The organism is Pusillimonas sp. ANT_WB101 (assembly GCF_008369125.1).
GTDB lineage: Bacteria > Pseudomonadota > Gammaproteobacteria > Burkholderiales > Burkholderiaceae_B > Allopusillimonas.
This window is the reverse complement of the sequence record NZ_VOAY01000005.1, coordinates 72486-94988: the sequence shown is the minus strand read 5'-3', so window position 1 is coordinate 94988 and position 22503 is coordinate 72486. Positions and strand designations below refer to the sequence as shown.

Genomic DNA, 22503 nt, shown 5'->3' with positions numbered 1-22503 from the left:
GCTTATTCGATAACCGTGGGAACCAGGAACAGGCTTTCATGCCTGGCCGGAGAGTTGGCCATGAGGGCTTTGCGCTCTTGGAGCGTGCTGGCCGGGCAGGCGACATCAGGGCGTAACCGCAGACTGATGTCTTGATGTGCCGAAAGCGGGTGCGCCATGGGCTCGACGCCTGACGTGTCGACCGCCTGCAGTTGTGCGATCAGTGCGAGGATGCCGTTAAGCTCCGACTGGGCACGCGTGGTCTGGTCGGCCGAAAGTTCAATTCGCGCCAGGCGCGCAATGCGGTCGACGTCTTGTTCGGTGATTGCCATGGTATGTTTTGCTGAATAGAGGTTGGAGCCGGCCCGCTAAGTGTGTAACAACGCTGACAAATTTGCGGGTCACATACAATAATATGCCGCAATCCGGCCTAATCAAGCTTCAATTATAAGTTATCATTGCTGGTTTGATTCGTTAGACAAGCATGGCGCCTCTTTCTGCGCTTGCGGGTAGCACGGCGCTGACGAGTTTTTCTTACATTTTTGATATCACTGAGCGCCCATGTTCGGATTCCTACGCAGTTATTTCTCCACTGATATGGCGATCGACCTCGGTACCGCCAATACCCTCATTTACGTGCGTGGTAAGGGTATTGTGCTTGACGAGCCTTCGGTTGTGGCCATACGCCACGATGGCGGCCCCAACGGCAAAAAAATAATTCAGGCTGTAGGTCGTGAGGCCAAGCAGATGCTGGGTCGTGTGCCCGGAAACATCGAGGCCATCAGGCCCATGAAAGACGGCGTCATCGCCGACTTTACCGTTACCGAGCAAATGCTTCGGCAGTTTATTCGCATGGTGCATCCACGCAGCATGTTTGCGCCCAGCCCGCGCATTATCGTGTGTGTTCCCTGCGGCTCCACGCAGGTCGAGCGCCGCGCTATCCGCGAGTCTGCCCTGGGTGCGGGTGCAAGCCAGGTGTTTCTCATCGAAGAACCCATGGCCGCCGCCATAGGCGCTGGTCTTAATGTGTCCGATGCCAGCGGCTCCATGGTGGTTGATATCGGCGGCGGCACCACTGAAGTAGCCATCATCTCGCTGGGCGGCATGGTTTATAAAGGCTCGGTGCGGGTTGGTGGTGACAAATTCGACGAATCCATCATCAATTACATCCGCCGCAACTACGGCATGCTTATCGGTGAGCCTACTGCCGAACGCATCAAAAAAGAAATCGGCTCTGCATTTCCGGGCTCCGAGATCCGCGAAATCGAGGTAAAAGGGCGTAATCTCTCAGAAGGGGTGCCCCGTAGTTTCACAGTTTCTTCAAACGAAATCCTTGAGTCGCTCACCGATCCGCTCAACCAGATTGTCTCCGCCGTCAAAACGGCGCTTGAGCAGACGCCGCCCGAGTTGGGGGCCGATATTACCGAAAAAGGCATTGCCCTGACGGGTGGTGGCGCACTGCTGCATGACCTTGACCGACTGCTCCAGGAAGAAACCGGCCTACCCGTTGTGGTGGCCGACGACCCACTCACCTGCGTGGTGCGTGGTTGCGGTGAGGCGCTTGAGCATCTTGAGCGTCTCGGTACCGTGTTTATTTACGACTGATGTAGCTCCATCAGCTTGCCTCTACGTAGTGTGGCGGCAGGCAATTATGGAGTTGCGTCAATCAATCATGGCGCAGGCGTTCTTTTTCTATGCAAGAAACCGGCACAATCAGGCTCTTCAAAAGAGGCCCTACCGCCGAACTGCGTTTGGTGGTCTTTGCCGCGCTGGCCTTGTGCCTGCTCGTTGTTGATGCACGTTTCTCGGTTTTTGAGCCGGCGCGGCAGGCCATATCGGTAACCTTATATCCGTTTCAGCGCCTCATGCTTGCGCCGCGTGACGCGGTAGAGTTCTTCAATGACTGGACCGACGCGGCCAAGCTGGCTCGTTCCGAAAAAGAAGCGCTTCAGCGTCAGCGCATTGAGCTGGCTCAGCTCTCGACTCACGCTGCGCAACTTGCCACCGAAAACGAGCAGCTCAGGCGGTTGCTCAATGTGGCCGACGAGGTCACCCAGCCATCCGTTGCCGTCGAGGTTCTTTATGAACCCGCCAATGCCTTTGCTCACCACCTCATCTTCAACAAGGGCTCGTCCAGTGGTATACGGCCCGGCATGCCGGTTATTGATGAGGGTGGTATTGTTGGTCAGATTGTTCGGGTTACACCCTTTACGGCTGAAGGCGCGCTACTGACAGACGACCGCGTGTCGATTCCGGTGCAGGTTCTGCGCAATGGCCTGCGTGTCATCGCCTTTGGTGGCAATGTTTCAGGCAAGGTCGAGGTGCGTTATCTGACTGATAATGTCGATATCGTGCCAGGCGACACACTGATCACCAGCGGTATCGGTGGGTTGTTCCCCGCAGGGCTTTCGGTGGCGGTCGTCGATCGTATTACGCCCGACCCGGCTTCCGGTTTTGCCGTGGCAGAAGCCACACCCTTGTCGCACCCAGAGCGTCATCGACACTTTCTGGTATTGCTTGTAGACGTTTCGCCCGAAGATCTTGATCAAGAGAGTTTGAGTCATGGTTCAAAAACAGCAGACTAGGCCGCCGGTTTCACGGCGCGGCGTATCGTCTCTGTCTGCGCTTGAGCCTGTTGACGCCTCGCCGTTCAAGCGGCCTTCCAGTGGGTTGTTCGTCTGGCTAACAATTGTGCTTGTCTGGCTGCTGTCACTGCTTCCGTGGCGTCTGTGGTTACCTGCACCTGATCTTCTTCTGCTGTTTCTCGCCTTCTGGTGCATGCACGAGCCTCAACGGGTAGGTCTTTTGACTGCCTTTATGTTTGGCCTGCTTCTTGACGTGCATGACAGTGGCCTGCTTGGGGGGCATGCGCTGGTTTATGTGATGACGGTATATGGGGCATTGGCCCTGCGCCGCCGTCTTCTGCATTTTAATGCGCTGGTGCAGGCTGTGCATATGTTGCCCGTGTTTGTACTGGCTGCAGGGCTGGGTCATATCGCCTATGCCTGGGCCGCTGGTGAATGGTCGGGCTGGCAGTGGCTGTGGTCGGCCATATTCACGGCAGTGCTATGGCCATTGGCTGATATCCTGTTGCTGCTGCCGCAGCGCTGGCTTGACGACGCCGACGCCGGTTCGGTATAGGCGGAACGGCACAGGCATGTTCGAATTCAAAAAAACTACTCAGCACCAGAGGCGGCGCATACGAGTACGCGCACTGGTCGCGGGGGGGTTCGCCCTGCTTTGTTTTTTGGGGCTGGCAAGTCGCCTGTGGTATTTGCAGGTAGTGCGTTACGAGGGCCTGGCCGCCCGCGCTGATCGCAATCGCATTGCGGTGGTTCCCGTACCCCCCAGGCGGGGTGAGATACTCGATCGCAATGGCGCGGTTCTGGCCCGCAATTACCGTGATTACACCTTGTCGGTCATACCGGCCCACGTCGGGCGCCCCTTGGACGAAATGCTCGACCAGTTGGGTGAGCTGGTGTACATCAGCGCAGGGGATCGCCGGCGATTTGTCCAAAACGTAAACCAAAGTGGCCGCTACACGTCCATTCTTTTGCGTAACAGTCTCAATGAAACCGAAGCAGCATGGTTTGCCGCACATGCGTATGAGTTTCCGGGGGTCGAACTGCGTGCCCGCTGGGTGCGAGAATATCCCGAAGGTGAGGCGGCAGCCCACGTTCTTGGATATGTAGGCCGCATCTCAGAAGAAGACCTTGTTACGCTTGAAGAGGAAGGGCGTCTTGGCAATTATCGCGGTAGCGATATTATCGGCAAGAAAGGCATTGAAAAAACCTGGGAATCCACCTTGCATGGCCAGACGGGCATTGAAGAGGTCGAGGTAACTGCCACGGGACGACCTGTTCGAACCCTTAGCCGTGTCGACCCGGTGCCGGGAGCTGATCTGCATCTGTCTATTGATATTGGCCTGCAGAAAATGGCTGAGGCCGAGTTTGCTGGGCGTCGTGGTGCGCTGGTTGCCATAGACCCGCGCACGGGCGAAGTACTGGCTTTTGTGTCGGCGCCGTCCTTCGATCCCAACCTGTTCATAGACGGCATTGATGTCGAAAGCTGGCGCAGGCTCAACGAATCACCCGATCATCCTCTGATCAACCGGCCGCTTTACGGCACTTACCCCATAGGGTCGACATACAAGCCTTTTGTGGCCCTGGCCGCACTTGAGCTGGGGGCGCGCAGCGCTACACAGCGTATCTCCGACCCTGGCTATTTTGAGCTGGGAGGGCAGCGCTTTCGCAATGCAGGTGGTGCCGCTTACGGCCCCACCGACATGCATCGGGCGTTGGTCAAGTCTTCTGATACGTATTTTTATTCGTTGGGGCCAGAAATTGGCGTCAATGCCCTGCATGATTTCAGCAAGCAATTTGGGTTCGGTCAAATAACAGGCATAGACCTCGATGGCGAACGCAAGGGGATATTACCTTCCACCGAATGGAAACGAACCGCTTACAAAAAGCCAGAACAACAGCGATGGTATGCAGGCGAGACCGTGTCAGTGGCCGTTGGGCAGGGGTATAACTCGTTTACCCTGTTGCAGCTTGCCCAGGGCACTGCGGTTCTGGCTAATGGCGGCGCCTACATGAAGCCGCATCTGGTCCGCCTTATTCAAGACGCTGGTACCGGGCGGGTAACCAAAACCGTGACCGCTCCCCAGTACACCATCCCGCTAAAGCCCGCCAATGTAAAGGTTATCAAAGATGCGCTGGTGGATGTCATACGCTCGGGCACGGCGCGTCGGGCTTTTGTGGGCGCTTCGTATCAGGCTGCTGGCAAAACGGGTACGGCACAGGTGTTCAGCTTGCGCGGTTCCAAATACAATGCCAAAGAAGTTAAAGAGCGCATGCGTGATCACTCGCTGTTCATGGCCTATGCACCCGCCGACAACCCGCAGATCGCACTGGCGCTCATCGTCGAGAACGGGGGCTGGGGTGCAACCGTCGCCGCGCCTATGGCCCGACAGGTTTTTGACTATTGGCTTGATCCAGAGCGCATGCAGGCACGTCTGCAGGCTGCGCTATCAGCCGAACCCGGCATAGGGCCAGGCCTTATCGAAAGTGGCGACACAACCACCGTAAGGCACGACGAAGCCAACTCGTTACAAGAGGCGTCGCCACCCGCACTTGGCCTTAATAAATCAAAAAACAACCCTGATGTACCGGGCCGGGAGCAGGCCATGGCTCAGCAGCCGCAAAGAGGGCGTAAATGAAACGCATCATGTACTGGCTCAATCGAGCGTTTACCGCTTTTGACCCACCCTTGCTGGCCCTGTTGCTTTTAATGAGTGTGTTGGGGCTCACCATTATGCACTCTGCCGTGGGGGGCACTGACTGGCGGTTTGCAGACCAGTCTCGCAACTTCTTGATTGCCTTTGTGGTCATGTGGGCAGCGGCCATGGTACCGCCTCCAACGTTGATGCGCGTGGCGCCGTTTTTCTACGTGATGGGCGTTGTATTGCTGGTAGGCGTCGAGCTTTTTGGGGAAACCAGCAAGGGTGCCACGCGATGGCTTGATCTGGGCGTAGTGCGCCTGCAACCTTCCGAAATGCTGAAAATTGCCGCGCCCATGATGCTTGCCTGGTATTTTCATCGCAATCAAGGCAAATTGCGGATTGCCGACTTTCTGGTGGCTGGCTTGCTGTTGGCTGTGCCGTTTACGCTTATCGTGATGCAGCCCGACCTGGGCACTGCGCTGCTGGTGTTTGCGTCGGGCTTTTGCGTTATTTATTTTGGTGGGCTTTCGTTCAAGCTGCTTGCCCCTATCGTGGTAATTTGCGCCATGGGCCTGGGCACGCTGGTGTATCACGAAAAAGAAATCTGCCAGCCCGATGTTAACTGGGTTCTGTTGCATGATTACCAGAAGTACCGCGTGTGTACTCTTCTGGACCCTAGTTCAGACCCGCTCGGCAAGGGCTTCCATACCATTCAGTCCATGATTGCGGTTGGGTCAGGAGGGGTGTACGGCAAGGGGTACATGAAAGGCACGCAGGCCCATCTTGATTTCATCCCTGAGCGCACTACCGACTTCATCTTTGCCGTATATGCCGAAGAGTTCGGCCTGTATGGCGGCATCATGCTGCTTGTTATCTATATGTTAATGGTAGTTCGCGGCCTGGCGATTGCCGTGAAGGCGCATACTCAGTTTGGGCGATTGCTTGCCGGGGCGATGTCGATGATGCTTTTTGCTTATGTGTTCGTAAATATCGGCATGGTAACTGGCATTTTGCCTGTCGTCGGGGTGCCCTTGCCGTTTATGAGCTACGGTGGCACGGCGCTGATGACACTGGGTATTGCGTGCGGCCTGCTCATGAGTATTAGTCATTATCGGCCGGTGCGGCAGTAGAGCGTTTGCCGTCCGTCCCCGAACAGGCCGTCTGCAATCTTTCGAACCGGTGCGGGCAGGGCTGTTTGAGCTAGCTCGTCGATGGCCACCCATGCTTGCCCCGGTTGGGGCGACATCAACGAGAGCGTGTCTTTTTGCACATACCATGGCTCTATGTGCAGCTTAAAGTGCGAAAACACATGTACCAGGCCCGCCATTTTTTGAGCGCCATCACCTCTGGCACCTAAATGACTACAGGCTAGTTGCATGGCCTGAGCGTCATCAAAGCGAGGGAAACTCCAAAGGCCACCCCAGATGCCTGGAGATGGCTGCTGCTCCAGCAACACATGGTTTTTCTGCCGCATTACCAGCATGACGCACTCCCGCTCGGGTATGACCTTTTTTTTACGAGGCGTGGGTAATGCGCTTTGACAGGCATGAATGCGCGCATGGCATCCATCTGCCAGCGGGCAGTTGGCGCAATCGGGGCGTGAGCGCGTGCAGCATTGAGAGCCCAGGTCCATCAGGCCTTGCGTATAGGCGGCCATGTCCAGCTCAGGCGGTGCAGCCTGTAGCATGGCTTCGGCTTTTTCCCACAGGGCTTTTTCAGTGGCCCGCTCGGTGGTAATACCGTAAATGCCAAAATAACGGGTAAATACACGCTTGACGTTGCCGTCCATGATGGGGCAGCGCTCGCCGTAACTGAATGCGGCAATGGCAGCGGCCGTTGAGCGCCCGATTCCGGGCAGTGTAGCGATTTCGGTTGATGAGTGCGGGAATGCACCGGCCCAGTGCTCACATAGCACTTGGGCGCACAGATGCAGATTGCGCGCTCGGGCATAGTAGCCCAGCCCTGCCCAGTACGGCATGACCTCTTGCTGGCTGGCGGCTGCCAGTGCCTGCACGGTGGGGAAGCGGTCAAGAAAGCGCTGGTAATAGCCAATGACCGTGGCAACCTGGGTTTGTTGAAGCATGATTTCAGAAAGCCAGATCCTGTATGGATCACGCGTTCCCTGCCAGGGTAGGTGACTGCGACCGTGCTGCAACTGCCAGGCTACGACGGTTTCGGCAAAGCCGAGACCGGTATCGTTAAAACCGGGCTCGGTTTCGTTAAAGCCGGTACCGGTTTCGTTAAAGCCGAGGCCGGTTTTGTTAAAACCAGCATCCGTTTTGTTAAAACCGGCCTCGGCTTTGTTAAAACCAGCATCGGTGCCGTGGACACCGGCCGGCGTGGTGATATCTTGATCTGGCATCAGAACCGGGTGTTGCGAGTGACAGACCAGCGCGCTGACAGCGCACCCATGATGGCGACTACAACGGCGGACATCAGCAGGCTCAGGAAGTCAGGCAGTTGCAGTGCAAACTGAGTGCCGTAGCTGGCCGCCAGCTTCATGAGTGCTGTGTTGATGGGGTACAGCGCGGCCAGTGCCAGGCCCACCGCAACAGCGCTTGAAATAAAGCCTGTAAGCGCACCCAAGTACAGGAAAGGCCGCCGCACAAATGATTCAGTGGCCCCCACCAGGCGTGCCACGCCAATTTCTTCTCGCTGCGTCAAGGCTTGCATGCGTACCGTGTTGAACACGGTTGCCAGAACGACAAGCGCAACACCCACAGCCAGCAGTGCAAGGCAAAGTCGCGTAAAGCGCATAATGGCTTCAAGTCGGCGCACCCATTCGCTGTCGAGTTGTACCGTATCGACATGCTCAATAGTGCGCCATTGCTGGGCCAGGGAGTCTGCCAGACGATGCAGCTCTTGCCCTTCAGGCTGGCGTAGTGTTACGACCACCGCATCGGGCAAGGGGTTGTCGGGCAGTACCGAAAGGGCCGCCTGCCACGATGGGTTGGACTTAAGACGGGCAAGTGCCTGGGCCCGGGTAACCACCCTGACAGCTAGAATTTCGTCATCATAATCGCGCCGCAGCGTTTCGCCCAATGTGTTGGCAGCCTGTTCGGGCGCGGCCGGGTTGAGAAACAGGGTAAGTTCGGGCGACACCGGAATCTCGCGCACGATGGGCTCGGCAGACACCAGTACGGATGCAGCCAGAATAGGTACGGTGAGGGCCAGACTGATGACCAGAATATTGGACACCGAAGAGAACGGGTGTGCTAACAGCCGCCGTACGGCAACCCAGAGCGCGTAGCGGTGCTGACGTAACCAACGCTTCATGATTCGACCCCCGGGATATCGGCAAAACGGCCAGCCGCGTCGATGCGCAGGGTGCGTTTGGCGTACGTGGCCATAAGTTGCCGGTCGTGAGAGGCGATCAGGGTTGTGACCCCGACGCGATTGAAATCGCGAAATACTTCCATGATGCGGCGGGCGCTTTCCTCGTCGAGATTGGCCGTGGGTTCATCAGCAATCAGAATGGCAGGCCGGTTGACAATGGCGCGGGCGATGGCCAGACGCTGCTGTTCACCCCCTGACATTTCCACCGGATTGAGCTGCTCCTTGCCGGACAGGCCCACTTTTTCCATGGCCGCGCGAGCGCGTGTGATGGCCAGGCTGGACTGCAGTCCTGCAACGGAAAGCGGCAACATGACATTGGAAATGGCGTTGCGATCGTAGAGCAAATGCATGTCCTGCAAAATAACGCCGACAGCCCGGCGCAGATACGGCCTGGCTCGTGACGGCATTTTGTCAATACGATGCCCATTGACATGGACTGAGCCGCGACTGGGCGGTTCAAGGCCGCCGATCAGCCTTAGCAGTGTCGATTTGCCGGCCCCGGAAGGGCCTGAAACGAAAACGAACTCGCCCGGCTCAACACTGAAGTTGATGTCGGCCAGAATATTGCGTCCGCGTCCATACGATTTGAATACATGCTGGAATTCGATCATGGTGAGCTTGAAGGTGAAGCCTGGGTGAGAGCTGGGTATTAAGAGATTAGGGCTGAAACTTGGCTTTTATTAGCGTAACAGGGGAAGGATCGCAGGGATATCCCCCATGTTTTTAGCCGTATCCAACAGCTACGATTCCATACAACTTCGGCAACCGTCATTATTGTATGCCGGGTGTGTCAAATACAACTTACAAGTAGGGGCAAGTATGAAATTGTTAAATGCAGCGGTACTGGGCGCTTCAATATTGGCATTCTCTGCCGTTTCACAGGCTGGCGAGACCTTTGACAAGGTCAAGCAGAAAGGGTTTGTTCAGTGCGGGTTCCACACAGGTTTACCGGGTTTTTCGATTGCCGACAGTAAAGGCGAATGGTCGGGTATTGATGTGGACATCTGCCGCGGCATCGCTGTCATGATGTTTGGTGATGATACCAAGTACAAGGCGACGCCGGTTACCACACAGCAGCGATTTACCGCACTGCAGTCAGGTGAAATCGACGTGCTCACGCGCAATACCACGGCCACACTCACACGTGACACCACGCTCGGCTTGATGAGCTCTGGCATTAACTATTATGACAGCCAGGGCATCATGGTTAACAAGGCGCTGGGCGTAAAAAGTGCCAAAGAGCTAAGCGGTGCCGCCATTTGCGTGCAGCCGGGTACCACTACCGAGCTGAACCTGGCAGACTGGTTCAGGTCGCACAAGCTTGAGTTCAAACCTGTGGTCATCAACAGCCCTGATGAGGCAATGCGTTCATACGTAGCCGGGCGTTGCGATGCCTATACAACTGACAAATCGGGGCTGGCAACCATACGTACTACGCTGGCCGAGCCAGACAACAACATCATTCTTCCTGAAGATTTTTCCAAGGAGCCTTTGGGCCCCATGGTACGCCAGGGTGATGACCAGTGGTTTATGGTTGCACGCTGGGTGCTCAATGCCATGCTGGAAGCTGAAGAGTACGGCATTACGTCCAAAAACGTTGATGAAATGCTTAAAAGCGATAACCCCAATATTCAGCGCATTCTTGGCGTAACCGGCGAAATGGGCAAAGGTCTGGGCATCGATAATAAATGGGGCTATAACCTGATCAAACAGGTTGGCAACTACGGCGAATCGTTTGAGCGCAACATTGGCATGGGTTCTGCCATGAAACTCGAGCGTGGCCTGAACGCGCAATGGAAGGACGGCGGCGTCATGTATGCCTGGCCTATCCGTTAAACTCTGCGTGTTTCATCTCTGCCAGGTTGGCGCTATCGTGCCGACCCGGCAGTGCAACCTCGCCATGTGCGGGGTTGCCAAATTAAGCAAGCGTCTGGCGCTGGCTCAGTTTTTTAAAACAACGCCGCGCCAGGCGGTAATTTTCGGAGCCATAAGGGCTTCCCTGACTCATGGGAAAGCATCTTCGGCCACCATGCCAAATTTTTTCACCTGTAATTACTCAAAGCCAGATACGCATGGTAAATAAAGCATCTGCACCTCCCGCGCCCAAAAGAAGTATGTCGTGGAACGATCCTGGCGTGCGGTCTGTCGTGTATCAAATTCTGGTGGTGGGGCTGGTAGGCTTTTGCGTCTGGTATCTGGTTTCGAATACGTTGCACAATTTGTCAGTGCGTAATATTTCTACCGGCTTCGGGTTTCTGCACCGTGAGGCCGGGTTTGCCATCGGCGAGAGCGTGATTGCATACAGCCCCGCCGATACCTACGGGCGAGCCATCTGGGTCGGCATTCTCAACACCCTGCGGGTCTCGATTGTCGGCATTATTCTCGCCACTTTTTTTGGAACCTTGTTGGGCATGGCGCGCCTTTCCAAGAACTGGCTGCTATCACGGGTCGCGGGCGCCTACATCGAACTCATGCGCAACATCCCATTGTTGCTCCAGCTGTTCTTCTGGTACGCCATCATTACAGAGGTAATGCCAGGGCCTCGCGATGCCCTTAATCCGGTGCCAGGCGTGTTTCTGTCCAACAGGGGGCTTAAACTGCCGACCCTTCAGGGCGATGCGATTGACTGGATACTTGGCGGTTTTGCCCTGGCCCTAATTGCCATACCGTTTTTAGCGCGCTGGGCACGCAAGCGACAAGAGAGCACCGGTCGTATTTTTCCGTTGGGTCGCGCAAGTCTGGCCCTTTTTGTCATTTTTCCAGTGGCAGGGTGGTTGGCAGGCGGTGCGTCGCTGGCTGTGGAGTATCCGGTATTCAAAGGCTTTAACTTCAGCGGCGGCATTTCGATTTCGCCCGAGTTTGCAGCGTTGCTGGCGGGGCTGGTTATTTACACCACGGCTTTTGTCGCTGAGGTGGTGCGATCAGGCATACAGGCTGTCAACCGCGGACAATGGGAGGCGGCAGAATCGCTAGGCTTGCCACGGGGGCGCGTGCTGAATCTGGTGATATTGCCGCAGGCCTTGCGCGTAATCGTGCCACCCATGACCAGCCAATACCTGAACCTGACTAAAAACAGCTCGCTGGCCGTCGCCATTGGCTACCCAGACATTGTTTCGGTGGTGAACACCACGCTGAACCAGACCGGGCAGGCGATTGAAGGTATTTTGATCATTATGGCGGCTTACCTCACAGTCAGTTTGTCGATTTCCATATTTATGAACTGGTATAACAAGCGCATTGCGCTGGTGGAGCGATGATGGACCAAAATCTTGCTCCTACGCTGCCTGAGAGCGGTCCCCCCCGAAATCAAATAGGTGTTATCGGCTGGATGAGGGCCCGTTTGTTTTCATCGCCACTGAATACGATGCTGACTGTGCTGATCGCATGGTTGCTGCTCATGTTTATTCCGGCGATTGTCGAATGGCTGTTCATTCGCGCCAATTTTGATGCAACCACCGCCCAAGAGTGCCGTGCCTCGGGCGGCGCCTGCTGGGCCTTCATCAGAGAGAAACATCGCCTCATACTGTTCGGGCTCTACCCCTATGATGAACAATGGCGCCCGCTGCTGGCGACCGTTATTTTAATTGGCGTCATCGTCTGCAGCTGCATCCGTCGTTTCTGGAAGCCCTATCTCGGTCTGATATGGCTGGTCGCGCTGACTGCGGTTGCAGTACTGATGTGGGGTGGCGTGTTTGGGATGCGCTACGTTGAAAACGACAAATGGGGTGGCCTGCCCCTTACCTTGATACTGTCCACGTTCGGCATTGCCTTTGCGTTTCCGCTGGGGTTGCTGCTGGCGCTTGGCCGACGCTCAAACATGCCGGCCATTAAAGCGATCAGCATTATCTACATCGAGCTCATTCGCGGCGTGCCCTTGATCAGCCTGCTGTTTATGTCGTCGGTCATGCTGCCCCTGTTTTTGCCCGAGGGCTTCAGCATAGATAAACTATTGCGTGCCCAGATTGCCCTCATCATGTTTGCGGCGGCCTATATTGCGGAAACCGTGCGTGGTGGTCTGCAGGCCATACCGAAAGGGCAATACGAGGGGGCTGACTCGCTGGGGCTAAGCTACTGGCAGCAAATGCGAAAAATCATACTGCCCCAGGCGTTGCGGGTGGTAATTCCGCCTCTGGTCGGTATTTTTATTTCGCTGTTCAAAGATACGTCGCTGGTGGTTATTATCGGTATTTTCGATCTTACCCAGGCCGCCAAAACGGCGGTGGCCGATGCCGCATGGCGCGGCTTCAGCACCGAGGCTTACCTGTTTATCGCGTTTATTTATTTTATTTTTTGTTTTTCGATTTCCCGCTACAGCCAATCACTGGAACGGCATCTCGAGACGGGGCATCAGCGTTGAGAACCCCGGCTATGAGCCATGGCGGGCGAGCGCGCATCACGAGGGAGTACGGGCATGTCTGATGCCATTATCCAGATGGAAAACGTCAACAAATGGTACGGTCAGTTCCATGTGTTGCGCAATATAAACCTGAACGTTGCGCCAAGTGAGCGCATCGTTATTTGCGGCCCTTCAGGGTCGGGCAAGTCGACGTTAATCCGCTGCATTAACCGGCTTGAAGAGCATCAACAGGGCGATATTATTGTCGATGGGGTTGAACTTACCAATAACCTTAAGCAGATCGAGACGATACGGCGCGATGTGGGCATGGTGTTTCAGCATTTCAACCTCTTTCCTCATCTTACGGTCTTAGAAAACCTGACGCTGGGGCCGGTATGGGTGCTCAAGAAAACCAAGGCCGAGGCCGAGGCGACTGCCATGAAGTACCTCGAGCGCGTGCGCATACCAGAGCAGGCCACTAAATTTCCTGGTCAGCTTTCGGGGGGGCAGCAGCAACGTGTGGCGATTGCGCGCTCACTCTGCATGAACCCCAAGATTATGCTTTTTGATGAGCCGACCTCGGCGCTTGACCCCGAAATGGTTAAAGAAGTGCTCGACGTCATGGTAGGTCTGGCTGAAGAAACCGGCATGACCATGCTGTGTGTCACCCACGAAATGGGGTTTGCCCGCAAAGTGGCCGACCGCGTCATCTTTATGGACGGCGGTGAAATCATTGAAGAGAACACGCCTGATACGTTCTTTGATAACCCGCAGAACGAGCGCACCAAACTTTTTCTCAGCCAGATTCTTCATTGAAACGCCATGGCCTGGAGCCGCAGCGTGTCCGAACTATTTTCTTTTATTGTTTTTTAGGTACTGCGTTATGTTCTCCCGTTTGAAGTTTTTTTGCTCGGCAACCCTGGTGTCGGCCAGTATTCTGGCGCTTCCTGCCATGGCTGCCGATGCCGCAGCGCAGGCGGCGCAGGCGTTTCCTTCCCGCCCCATTCAGTTTATTGTGCCTTATTCAGCGGGTGGGCCACTGGACGGTGTAGCGCGCTTGCTCGCCGAAAAGGTCAAGGGTGACCTCGGTACCGTGATCGTCGAGAACAAGCCAGGAGCGGGTGGAAACATTGGTGCCGGCCTTGCTGCCAAGGCTGCGCCCGATGGCTATACGCTGGTAATGGGGGCGGTGGCCATCAACGCCATTAACCCCTGGCTATACAGCGAGTTGCCGTTTGATCCGGTCAAAAGTTTCGAGCCGGTCGTTTTGGTGGCTTCGGTGCCCAACGTACTTATTCTGAACAGCGATTTTGCCAAAACCAATAAAATCGACAGCGTTAAATCTCTGATTGCCTACGCGGCCGATCACAAAGGTGAACTCAACTTTGCGTCGGGTGGCAATGGCAGCGCCGGTCATCTGGCGGGTGAACTGCTCAACGTGCGCAGCAACATTAAAACCGTACATGTACCGTATGCAGGTGCCGCGCCCGCCAAGCTGGCACTGCTTGCGGGCCAGGTCAATTTTATGTTTGACAACTTGGCTTCGGCGTCGTCATTGATCAACGACGGTAAAGTCAAAGCGCTTGCTGTGACAACAACTGAACGCTCCAATATTTACCCCGATCTGCCGACCATGCAAGAATCTGGCGTTGATAACTTCGACCTTGGGACCTGGTTTGGTGTGCTCGCCACGGGCGGTACCCCCAAGGCCATTGTTGAAAAGCTTAATGCCGCGTATGTAAAGGCGCTGAAGGACCCTGATGTACGCAAAACGTTGCTTGTTATGGGCTCGGATGCCGAACCAGGTACATCTGAAGACTTCGCAGAGCTTGTAAAACATGATCTGGCGAAGTACAAAGAGGTGGTAGAAACATCCGGTGCCAAGCTGTTCTAAGCCGGCCATATGTTAACAACAGTAAAATCGGCCTCGATTGTTTAACAATGTAACAACAGCAGGGCGATGGCCGGGCTAGCATAATCAGTCGGCGATATATTCACCGCCAGAATTAAATAAGGAGAATAAAATGAAAGTTTCCATGCGAACGGCTCGTTATGCCTCAGGCGTTGCAATCATCGCCCTGATGGCAGGCTGCGCCAATATGGACAATATGGGCCGGGGCGGCAAGACCGCAGTGGGCGCCGGAGCTGGCGCCGCTGTTGGCGCTGGTCTGGGAGCACTCATTGGTGACAGCAGCAAGGCAGCGCTCATTGGTGCCGGTATAGGCGCTGTGGCTGGCAGTATTGCTGGCTATAACTGGTCAGGCGTCAAAAATGACGTCGAACAGTCTGGCGCACGAAGCCTTGGTGTAGACGTTACGGAAATGCCTGATGGCACACTACGCGTCAACATTCCGAGCAATGTGTCGTTCGATACGGGCAAATACCAGCTCAAGCCAGCGTTGCTGCCTGTGCTTGACAGCGTAGCGCGCGCGCTTATTCAGCACCCTGAGCTTCGTGCAAAGTCTATCGGGTACACAGACAGCACCGGTTCGGCTGCCACCAACCAGACACTGTCGAATAATCGGGCCAGCGCAGTTACCAACTATCTCTCCCGCCAAGGCGTTCAGCTTGGCAAGCTCACGGCTGAAGGCCGCGGCCCCAGCAATCCTATTGGCGACAACGCCACTGTAGAGGGAAGGGCTATGAACCGTCGCGTAGAGTTGTATCTTTACGCAGTTCAGTAACCCTGTAAGGCGGTGACGGCGCTAGCCCGAACCGCCTGAAGCTGGCAGACCAAATGGCGATCCTTCGGGGTCGCCATTTGTTTTTAGGGTGGTATGCGTCAGGTATCACGGCAACTGCGGCGCCCTTGGCCCGGGAAGTGCAGGTCAATGTTTACTCTTGAAAATCGTAGATCTTTGTCTTTGAACAGTATTGCTGGGCCCGCTGCAGCGACCAAAGCTGTACATGTCAAGATGCCAGAAGGTAAGGAGTGCTCTCCTCAGCGGTGCTGGTTTTTTTTGCTGAGTGAACGCACCAGGCTTGATACGGCGTCTTCGATGGTCGTGCGGGCAGCCGGCGTCAGTGCCCAGTAGTCAGACGGTGTCACCGTGTGGAAAGGCCACATGCTTTGTTCAGACACTACGCCTGCTGCAGGTCGCAGGGTATCTAAGGGCTGATCTTCAGGCGCGTCCACAGGGCCTATTCCCTGGGCAAGCCACACCGCATTGACCTTCAATATGGCGGCGAGCTCGAACAGCGCCCGCGAGTCACGACGGCTACCGTTTTCGTAGTTTGATATGGCGCTCTGGGAAAGCTTGGCAGCGCGCGCCAATTCAGCCTGGCTGAGCCCACGCAGAGTGCGGATGTGTCGAAGTCGATCAGAAAATAGCTTCACGAATGTGATTGGACGACTATACTTAAACACATTGGTAATAATTCCAATTACAATCGTGATGGCTAGTTGTAAAATTAAGTAAGTTATAAAACATAAAGTAAAATCCGCTGTTTTTGCGCGCACCCTTGTATTTCCACTTTCTGACGAGGCTCTCTTGAACGACTCCGCCCCTCATAAAGCCAATGCTTTTCCTTCTGTCGTGGTGTTGTATGCACCCCGATCATTGTCTGGCGTTGCATTTGCTGCCAAGGCACGTGCCACTGAGCTCGAATCTCACGGGTTCCAGATACGACAATGTACTGATGTGCCCGCTTTGTATCTGGCTGCAAAAAATGAGCTCAACCAGTCGGCCGTCGTTGTGGTTGTTCTGGCCGCGCCGCATGCAGAAAGCTGCACGGTTTCTGCACATTTGCGTATGTTGCATCCGGCCATAGGCATACTTGCCATGGCTGATTCCCAGGCCGAAATCACGTCCATTCAATTGCTGCAAAGCGGGGCTGACGCAGTCGTCCCCACAGATGCCTCTGCACCACTAATGGCGGCAATGCTGTTCCGCTTGCTGTGGCGCCTCGATATAGCGACCGCAATACGTTCGGCTGGGCAAAACACCCCGGTTTGGGCTTTGTCCGAACAGGGGTGGATACTCTCCAGCCCAAACAGTCAGCGCATTCCGCTTACTACGGGTGAGCGCGCCTTTCTTCTTGCACTTATGACGGCACCCAATCAGCGTGCTTCGCATGCCCAGCTTACCGATGCCGTCAATGAGGCCTATGCAGGCGATGCCAGCGGCGCCATGCAAAGCCGTCTCAGTGTGCTGGTTAGCCGTTTGCGGCGTAAATGCTCCGAGTATGGTGCGCGGTTGCCGGTCAAGTCGGTACATAATTGGGGTTATATGTTTACGGGTTTGCTCTAGCCGTCAGCCAGGTTGCTGCAGCGTGGTAGTCGGCTTAGTGCTGGTAACGGCCCACCGCCAGATCATTGCAAGGTATGTCGGTGGGCTTGCCCGACACAATGTCTGCCAGCAGCTTTCCGCTGCCACACGACATCGTCCAGCCCAGCGTGCCGTGGCCCGTGTTCAGGTACAAGCCTGGGATGCGCGTGGCACCAATAATTGGGGTGCTGTCCGGTGTCTTGGGTCGCAGCCCACTCCAAAAAGTTACATCGTTTTCGATCCGACTGCCGGGAAACAAATCATCCAGTACCATTTCCAGCGTATATTGCCGTCGCGGGTCCAGTGAGGTGTCAAAACCTTTGATCTCTGCCATGCCCCCAACGCGTATACGCTGGTCAAATCGGGTAATGGCAATTTTGTAAGTTTCGTCCAGCAATGTTGACACCGGCGCACGGCTTTCGTCGGCAATGGGCACCGTAATTGAATACCCTTTCATAGGGTAAATGGGTAAGCGCTCTATGCCGCCCATCAATACACGTGACCATGCGCCCAACGCCACAACATAGGCGTCTGCGGTCAGGCGTTCAGGGCCACATTGCACACCTGCTATCGTCGACCCAGTTATACACAAGCGGTCAATCGGCGTGTTGTAGCGAAACTTCACGCCCAACTTTTCGGCTTCTGCTGCCAGACGCGTGGTAAACAGATTGCAGTCCCCGGTTTCGTCGCCGGGCAGTCGAAGGCCGCCAGTCAGCTTGTCTCGTGTGTAAGCCAAGGCGGGCTCGGCCTTGGGCAGTTCCATGCTCGACAGCAACTCAAACTCTACCCCTGCCTCGCGCAGTACCTCGATGTCGGCACCTACATGGTCGAGCTGCTCTTGAGAGCGAAATACCTGCAGGGTGCCTTGCGCGCGGCCTTCATATTCAATGCCAATATCGTCTCGCAAGTTATGCAGGCAGGCCCGTGAGTACTCTGACACCCTGATCATTCGCTCTTTGTTGATGGCGTAACGTTCGGGCGTGCAGTTGCGCCACATCTGGTACATCCATTGCAATTGATACAGGCTGCCGTCCGGCTTGAAAGACAGCGGTGGATGTTTGGCGAATAGCCATTTAACGGCTTTTAGCGGTATACCCGGCGCCGCCCATGGCGAAGAGTAGCCAAACGAAATCTGCCCTGCGTTGGCAAAGCTGGTTTCGAGCGCAGGCCCCGCCAGGCGGTCTATGACGGTTACGTCATGCCCCTCGCGTGCAAGATAATAAGCGGTGGTTACGCCGACGACTCCAGCGCCCAAGACAATGATTCTCATGCTAAAGATGGTAAGCCAAGCATGATAGTGTTTTTTACTGAAAAATTTGGCTTTTCATGAAATTTGCCTGAACTGTGGGGCGTATAGGGGTGGTTTTCAGCAATAATTACCTGCGACAAATGCAGCGAGGTGGTACAGGCGGAAATAGACCTGTCTGAAGGGCATATTCCGCCCTTATGCTATTCAAAATGCCTTAGACTCTGGCCATATAAAAATACGTCTGCTGATCGTTATTTTGAGGAGGAAATGGTGCGAATCAAACGCAGTCCCACGGCAACCCTGGATAAGCTCGACCGTCATATTCTCGATTTGTTGCAGCGTGATGGCCGTATGTCTATGACTGATCTGGCCGACAATGTTGGCCTTACGGTCACGCCCTGTATTGAGCGCGTAAAGCGTCTCGAACGCGAAGGCGTTATCACGGGTTATCACGCACGGGTCGCGCCGGGCGCGTTGGACGCCAGTCTGCTGGTGTTTGTTGAAATATCCATTACCAGCAAGTCAGAGCGTAGCTTTGAAGAGTTCAGGCGAGAGATTCTGTGTATTCCTTATGTACAAGAATGCCATCTGGTGTCGGGTGATTTTGACTATCTGGTCAAAGCCCGCATCAAGGAAATCAGCCAGTACCGTGTGTTGTTGGGTGACATCCTGTTGCGCCTGCCAGGGGTAACGCAAACCAAAAGCCTGGTTGTCATGGAAGAAATTAAAGAGACGCTGTATATACCGGCCAGCAAATGAGTGCTCGCAGAGCGCAAGCGCCATCACGTAAATGGCCCAAGGCAGGTGGGTGCTGTGTGCTATTGCACGGCGATGTTTACTAAGTAGCGTATGCCAGGTGCGAGCGGCGGCAAGTCGGGGGCAGTACTAAGCGGCGGCATGGGCAGCCGCTGCAGTTTTATTTAGCTGGCACGCCGCGTACAAAAACCATATTGTCGCGATGCATGAGTTCGGGATCAGACATGCTGCCTAAAATTTCAGCGATGCGACTGCTTGGCTGACGCATGATGCGGCGGGTGTCGCGGGCAGAATAATTGATGAGGCCGCGGCCGCATTCGTTGCCATCGGGGTCAAGACAGGCGACGACGTCGCCGCGCTGAAAGTTGCCTTCGACAGCCGTAACGCCTATGGCGAGCAGGCTTTTGTGGCCTTGTGTAAGCGCACTGACCGCACCTTGGTCTAGAGTAATGCGACCGCGCAGACGCAGATGATTGGCCAGCCAGCGCTGGCGAGCGGACCTGACCGGCAGGCTGGCACGCAATTCTGTGCCTATGGATTCGCCCGCAGCCAACCGCAGCAGCACATTGGGTTCGCGACCTGATGCAATGACAGTGTGACCACCGCTGTTGGCGGCCCGCCTGGCGGCTAACACTTTGGTGAGCATGCCGCCTGTACCAATGTTGCTGCCCGAGCCGCCGGCCATGGCTTCGAGAGCGGGGTCGCCCGCCTGGCCCAGGGTAATGAGCGTGGCATCGGGGTTTTTGCGCGGGTCTGCGTCGTAAAGGCCGGTTTGATCCGTAAGAATGACGAGTGCTTCTGCTTCGATCAGGTTGGTTACCAGTGCGCCCAATGTATCGTTGTCGCCAAGGCGTATTTCATCGGTAACCACGGTATCGTTTTCGTTGACAATGGGTACTACACCCAGGCCCAGCAGTGTGTACAGCGTACTGCGCGCGTTCAGGTAGCGACGCCGGTCGGCCAAGTCTTCGTGCGTAAGCAAAATTTGGGCAGTACGGATGCCATGCTGTGCGAATGCCACCTCGTAAGCCTGTATGAGGCCCATTTGGCCAACGGCCGCCGCCGCCTGTAGCTCATGCATGGCGTTGGGCCTGCGCGGCCACCCTAGCCTGGCCATGCCCTCGGCAATGGCGCCGCTGGACACCAGCACCATTTGTTTGCCGCCAGCATGCAGGCTGGCGATTTGTGCAGCCCATTCTGAAACAGCCTGGTTGTCAATACCTTTACCCTCGTTGGTGACGAGTGAGGAGCCTACTTTGACGACCAGGCGCTTTGCCGAGGCTACAGCTGAGGTCATGATGTGGTTAGCGGACATTGCGCAGCGTGGTTACCGGAAACAAAAAGCGTAAATTAATTGGGCGTTGACCGGTCTTCGTCGAAACGGGGGTCTTCGGACACGTGTGTGCCTTCGGCCTTGTCGAGGGCAATATTGGCTTTCTCGCGCTCGGCATCGAGCCAGGACTGCAGCTTGAGGGTCAGGTTTTGGGTGCCTTCGCCCGTAAGGGCCGAAATGCCAAAAACCGGGCCTTCCCATTGCAGGGCTTCGCAGAGGCGTTGCTGGGTGCCCTCGGGGTCATCGACCATATCGAGTTTGTTCAGCACCAGCCAACGGGGCTTTTCGTACAAAGTGGGATCGTAAAGACGAAGCTCTTCAACAATGGCCCGCGCGTCACTGGCAGCTTTGGCAACAACATCGACGTCTGGGTCGTGTGACGACATGTCAAGCAGGTGAAGCAGCACACGTGTGCGCGAAAGATGGCGCAAAAACAGGTGCCCAAGGCCGGCGCCTTCTGAGGCGCCTTCGATCAGGCCAGGGATGTCTGCAACGACGAAACTGTGAGCGGGAGAGGTGCGCACAACGCCCAGGTTGGGGTGCAGCGTGGTGAAGGGGTAGTCAGCCACCTTGGGCTTGGCGTTGGACACCTTGCTGATAAATGTAGATTTACCTGCATTGGGCATGCCCAGAAGGCCTACATCGGCCAGAACTTTGAGCTCGAGGCGCAGCTTGCGCTGCTGGCCTTCTGAGCCGGGGGTAAATTGCCGCGGTGCCCGATTGGTGCTGGACTTGAAGTGCAAATTGCCCATGCCGCCGTCGCCGCCTGCTGCCAGGGTTACCTTGTCTTGGTGGCGGTCGAGGTCGAAAAGCTGTTCGCCGGTTTCAGCGTCAAAAATGGTGGTGCCGACGGGAACCCGAAGTATGATATCGGGCGCAGCAGCGCCATATTGATCAGAGCCGCGACCATTTTCGCCATTTTTTCCGCGATGCAGCCGGGCGTAACGAAAGTCGATCAGTGTATTGATGTTGCGGTCGGCAATGGCATAAATGCTGCCGCCACGCCCACCATCGCCGCCATCGGGGCCGCCCTTGGGTATGAATTTTTCGCGGCGAAAGCTCGCCGCGCCATTGCCGCCTTTGCCTGCAACGACTTCGATGGTTGCTTCGTCTACGAATTTCATGGTAACTGCTTATAAAAAATGAGGGCTAACCCTATGCGGCTATTCTAAAGCAAAAAGCCCCGCCACTTGAGATGGCAGGGCTTTCGGTGACGACGCTGGCCGGGGATTATTCGGCAGCGATTACCGACACGGTGCGCTTGTTGAGCGCGCCCTTGATCGCAAACTTTACTTTGCCCTCAATCAGTGAGAACAAGGTGTGGTCTTTGCCCATACCCACATTAACGCCTGGGTGAAATTGTGTGCCACGCTGGCGCACAATAATGGAACCTGCTGAAATAAGCTGGCCGCCGTATGTTTTTACGCCCAGTCGTTTCGATTCTGAGTCGCGGCCGTTACGCGTAGAGCCGCCGCCTTTTTTCTGTGCCATGTTTAGCTCCTGCTATACAAAACCGTTAATTGCAAATTTAGGCCGTGATGGCGTCAATGCGAACTTCGGTATAGTTTTGACGATGGCCCTGACGCTTTTGATAATGCTTGCGACGACGCATCTTGAAAATCTTTACTTTGTCGTGACGGCCTTGTGCAAGAACGGTTGCCGTGACCAGAGCACCAGCTACCAAAGGCGTGCCAATTTGCAACTGGTCGCCTTCGCCTACCGATAAAACCTGGTCTAGCGAAATTTCTTGCCCAATGTCTGCCGGTATCTGTTCTATCTTCAATTTTTGACCTGCGGCAACGCGATACTGCTTGCCACCGGTTTTTATGACCGCGTACATGTGGATTTCCCTAATCTGAAAACTTGACAAAATGCCAAGCTCGCCATTCTAACGAAAATATAGCAATCAGGTCAAGCCCTTAGCTTATTAGCGCCAGTTGGCAATGACCGATTTTGTGCAAGGCGCAACAGTGTGGTTTATGGCGATATCGCTCTGTTGGGGCCTGTTTGCCTAAGGTGTGG

At 55.5% G+C, this 22503-nt stretch carries 23 protein-coding genes; 13 read left to right on the top strand and 10 right to left on the bottom strand.

What is annotated here, in order from left to right:
• Positions 1-2: 2 nt before the first annotated feature.
• Entirely contained in the window at positions 3-311 is a 309-nt protein-coding gene (gatC, locus tag FQ179_RS18980; protein ID WP_149398890.1) for an Asp-tRNA(Asn)/Glu-tRNA(Gln) amidotransferase subunit GatC, read from the bottom strand.
• 229 nt (positions 312-540) lie between these two features.
• On the opposite strand from gatC, the gene FQ179_RS18975 reads away from it, so the two are divergent.
• From FQ179_RS18975 to rodA, 5 genes are all read left to right on the top strand, one after another.
• Positions 541-1584 carry a rod shape-determining protein gene (locus tag FQ179_RS18975; protein ID WP_149398889.1) on the top strand — a complete coding sequence of 348 codons (1044 nt, stop codon included), beginning with the start codon at positions 541-543 and terminating at the stop codon, positions 1582-1584.
• 89 nt (positions 1585-1673) lie between these two features.
• A complete protein-coding gene (mreC, locus tag FQ179_RS18970) occupies positions 1674-2564 on the top strand; it encodes a rod shape-determining protein MreC (protein WP_149398888.1) in 891 nt (296 codons plus the stop codon).
• On the top strand, positions 2542-3120 hold the full coding sequence (gene mreD, locus FQ179_RS18965; protein ID WP_149398887.1) for a rod shape-determining protein MreD: 579 nt from the start codon (positions 2542-2544) through the stop codon (positions 3118-3120). Before mreC ends, mreD begins: the two co-directional genes overlap by 23 nt.
• Positions 3121-3136: 16 nt before the next feature.
• Positions 3137-5200, top strand: a complete 2064-nt coding sequence (gene mrdA / locus FQ179_RS18960) for a penicillin-binding protein 2 (RefSeq protein ID WP_255475069.1) — start codon at positions 3137-3139, stop codon at positions 5198-5200.
• Positions 5197-6333: a rod shape-determining protein RodA gene (gene rodA, locus FQ179_RS18955; RefSeq protein WP_149398886.1), complete on the top strand. Its 1137-nt coding sequence runs from the start codon at positions 5197-5199 to the stop codon at positions 6331-6333. Before mrdA ends, rodA begins: the two co-directional genes overlap by 4 nt.
• Here rodA and mutY read toward each other — a convergent pair.
• From mutY to FQ179_RS18940, 3 genes are read right to left on the bottom strand one after another with little or no spacing between them, the layout of a single operon-like run.
• Positions 6312-7565 carry an A/G-specific adenine glycosylase gene (mutY, locus tag FQ179_RS18950; protein WP_149398885.1) on the bottom strand — a complete coding sequence of 418 codons (1254 nt, stop codon included), beginning with the start codon at positions 7563-7565 and terminating at the stop codon, positions 6312-6314. The genes rodA and mutY overlap by 22 nt on opposite strands.
• Positions 7565-8479, bottom strand: a complete 915-nt coding sequence (locus FQ179_RS18945; RefSeq protein ID WP_149398884.1) for an ABC transporter permease — start codon at positions 8477-8479, stop codon at positions 7565-7567. The genes mutY and FQ179_RS18945 overlap by 1 nt, the downstream gene beginning before the upstream one ends.
• Positions 8476-9150, bottom strand: coding sequence for a cell division ATP-binding protein FtsE (locus FQ179_RS18940; RefSeq protein WP_149398883.1), 675 nt, complete (start codon positions 9148-9150; stop codon positions 8476-8478). The genes FQ179_RS18945 and FQ179_RS18940 overlap by 4 nt, the downstream gene beginning before the upstream one ends.
• Before the next feature lie 208 nt (positions 9151-9358).
• On the opposite strand from FQ179_RS18940, the gene FQ179_RS18935 reads away from it, so the two are divergent.
• From FQ179_RS18935 to FQ179_RS18910, 6 genes are all read left to right on the top strand, one after another.
• A complete protein-coding gene (locus FQ179_RS18935; RefSeq protein WP_149398882.1) occupies positions 9359-10375 on the top strand; it encodes an amino acid ABC transporter substrate-binding protein in 1017 nt (338 codons plus the stop codon).
• 236 nt (positions 10376-10611) lie between these two features.
• A complete protein-coding gene (locus FQ179_RS18930) occupies positions 10612-11796 on the top strand; it encodes an amino acid ABC transporter permease (RefSeq protein ID WP_149398881.1) in 1185 nt (394 codons plus the stop codon).
• Between the two features lie 71 nt (positions 11797-11867).
• The gene (locus FQ179_RS18925; protein WP_370459917.1) at positions 11868-12896 is read left to right on the top strand and encodes an amino acid ABC transporter permease; all 1029 of its coding nucleotides are present in this window, start codon (positions 11868-11870) and stop codon (positions 12894-12896) included.
• A gap of 54 nt (positions 12897-12950) precedes the next feature.
• Positions 12951-13691, top strand: a complete 741-nt coding sequence (locus FQ179_RS18920) for an amino acid ABC transporter ATP-binding protein (RefSeq protein WP_149398880.1) — start codon at positions 12951-12953, stop codon at positions 13689-13691.
• Positions 13692-13758: 67 nt separating this feature from the next.
• Positions 13759-14769 (top strand): tripartite tricarboxylate transporter substrate binding protein, encoded by a 1011-nt coding sequence (locus FQ179_RS18915; RefSeq protein ID WP_149398879.1) that lies wholly within the window; start codon positions 13759-13761, stop codon positions 14767-14769.
• A gap of 130 nt (positions 14770-14899) precedes the next feature.
• Complete coding sequence (locus FQ179_RS18910; RefSeq protein ID WP_188074661.1) at positions 14900-15559, top strand: OmpA family protein; 660 nt, start codon at positions 14900-14902, stop codon at positions 15557-15559.
• Positions 15560-15816: 257 nt separating this feature from the next.
• Here the strand turns inward: FQ179_RS18910 and FQ179_RS18905 are convergent, their stop codons facing one another.
• Positions 15817-16212, bottom strand: coding sequence for a helix-turn-helix domain-containing protein (locus FQ179_RS18905; RefSeq protein ID WP_149398878.1), 396 nt, complete (start codon positions 16210-16212; stop codon positions 15817-15819).
• Positions 16213-16366: 154 nt separating this feature from the next.
• On the opposite strand from FQ179_RS18905, the gene FQ179_RS18900 reads away from it, so the two are divergent.
• Positions 16367-17125 carry a winged helix-turn-helix domain-containing protein gene (locus tag FQ179_RS18900; RefSeq protein WP_149398877.1) on the top strand — a complete coding sequence of 253 codons (759 nt, stop codon included), beginning with the start codon at positions 16367-16369 and terminating at the stop codon, positions 17123-17125.
• A gap of 34 nt (positions 17126-17159) precedes the next feature.
• Here the strand turns inward: FQ179_RS18900 and FQ179_RS18895 are convergent, their stop codons facing one another.
• Entirely contained in the window at positions 17160-18413 is a 1254-nt protein-coding gene (locus FQ179_RS18895; RefSeq protein ID WP_149398876.1) for a D-amino acid dehydrogenase, read from the bottom strand.
• A 249-nt stretch (positions 18414-18662) separates the two neighbouring features.
• On the opposite strand from FQ179_RS18895, the gene FQ179_RS18890 reads away from it, so the two are divergent.
• Complete coding sequence (locus tag FQ179_RS18890) at positions 18663-19151, top strand: Lrp/AsnC ligand binding domain-containing protein (RefSeq protein WP_149399431.1); 489 nt, start codon at positions 18663-18665, stop codon at positions 19149-19151.
• Between the two features lie 157 nt (positions 19152-19308).
• Here the strand turns inward: FQ179_RS18890 and proB are convergent, their stop codons facing one another.
• The 4 genes from proB to rplU all read right to left on the bottom strand — a co-directional run bounded on the left by proB (position 19309) and on the right by rplU (position 22321).
• Positions 19309-20445, bottom strand: coding sequence for a glutamate 5-kinase (gene proB, locus FQ179_RS18885; RefSeq protein ID WP_370459900.1), 1137 nt, complete (start codon positions 20443-20445; stop codon positions 19309-19311).
• 53 nt (positions 20446-20498) lie between these two features.
• Entirely contained in the window at positions 20499-21605 is a 1107-nt protein-coding gene (gene obgE, locus FQ179_RS18880; protein WP_149398874.1) for a GTPase ObgE, read from the bottom strand.
• Between the two features lie 106 nt (positions 21606-21711).
• Positions 21712-21972, bottom strand: coding sequence for a 50S ribosomal protein L27 (gene rpmA / locus FQ179_RS18875; RefSeq protein ID WP_149398873.1), 261 nt, complete (start codon positions 21970-21972; stop codon positions 21712-21714).
• A gap of 37 nt (positions 21973-22009) precedes the next feature.
• On the bottom strand, positions 22010-22321 hold the full coding sequence (gene rplU / locus FQ179_RS18870) for a 50S ribosomal protein L21 (protein ID WP_149398872.1): 312 nt from the start codon (positions 22319-22321) through the stop codon (positions 22010-22012).
• Between the last annotated feature and the right edge of the window lie 182 nt (positions 22322-22503).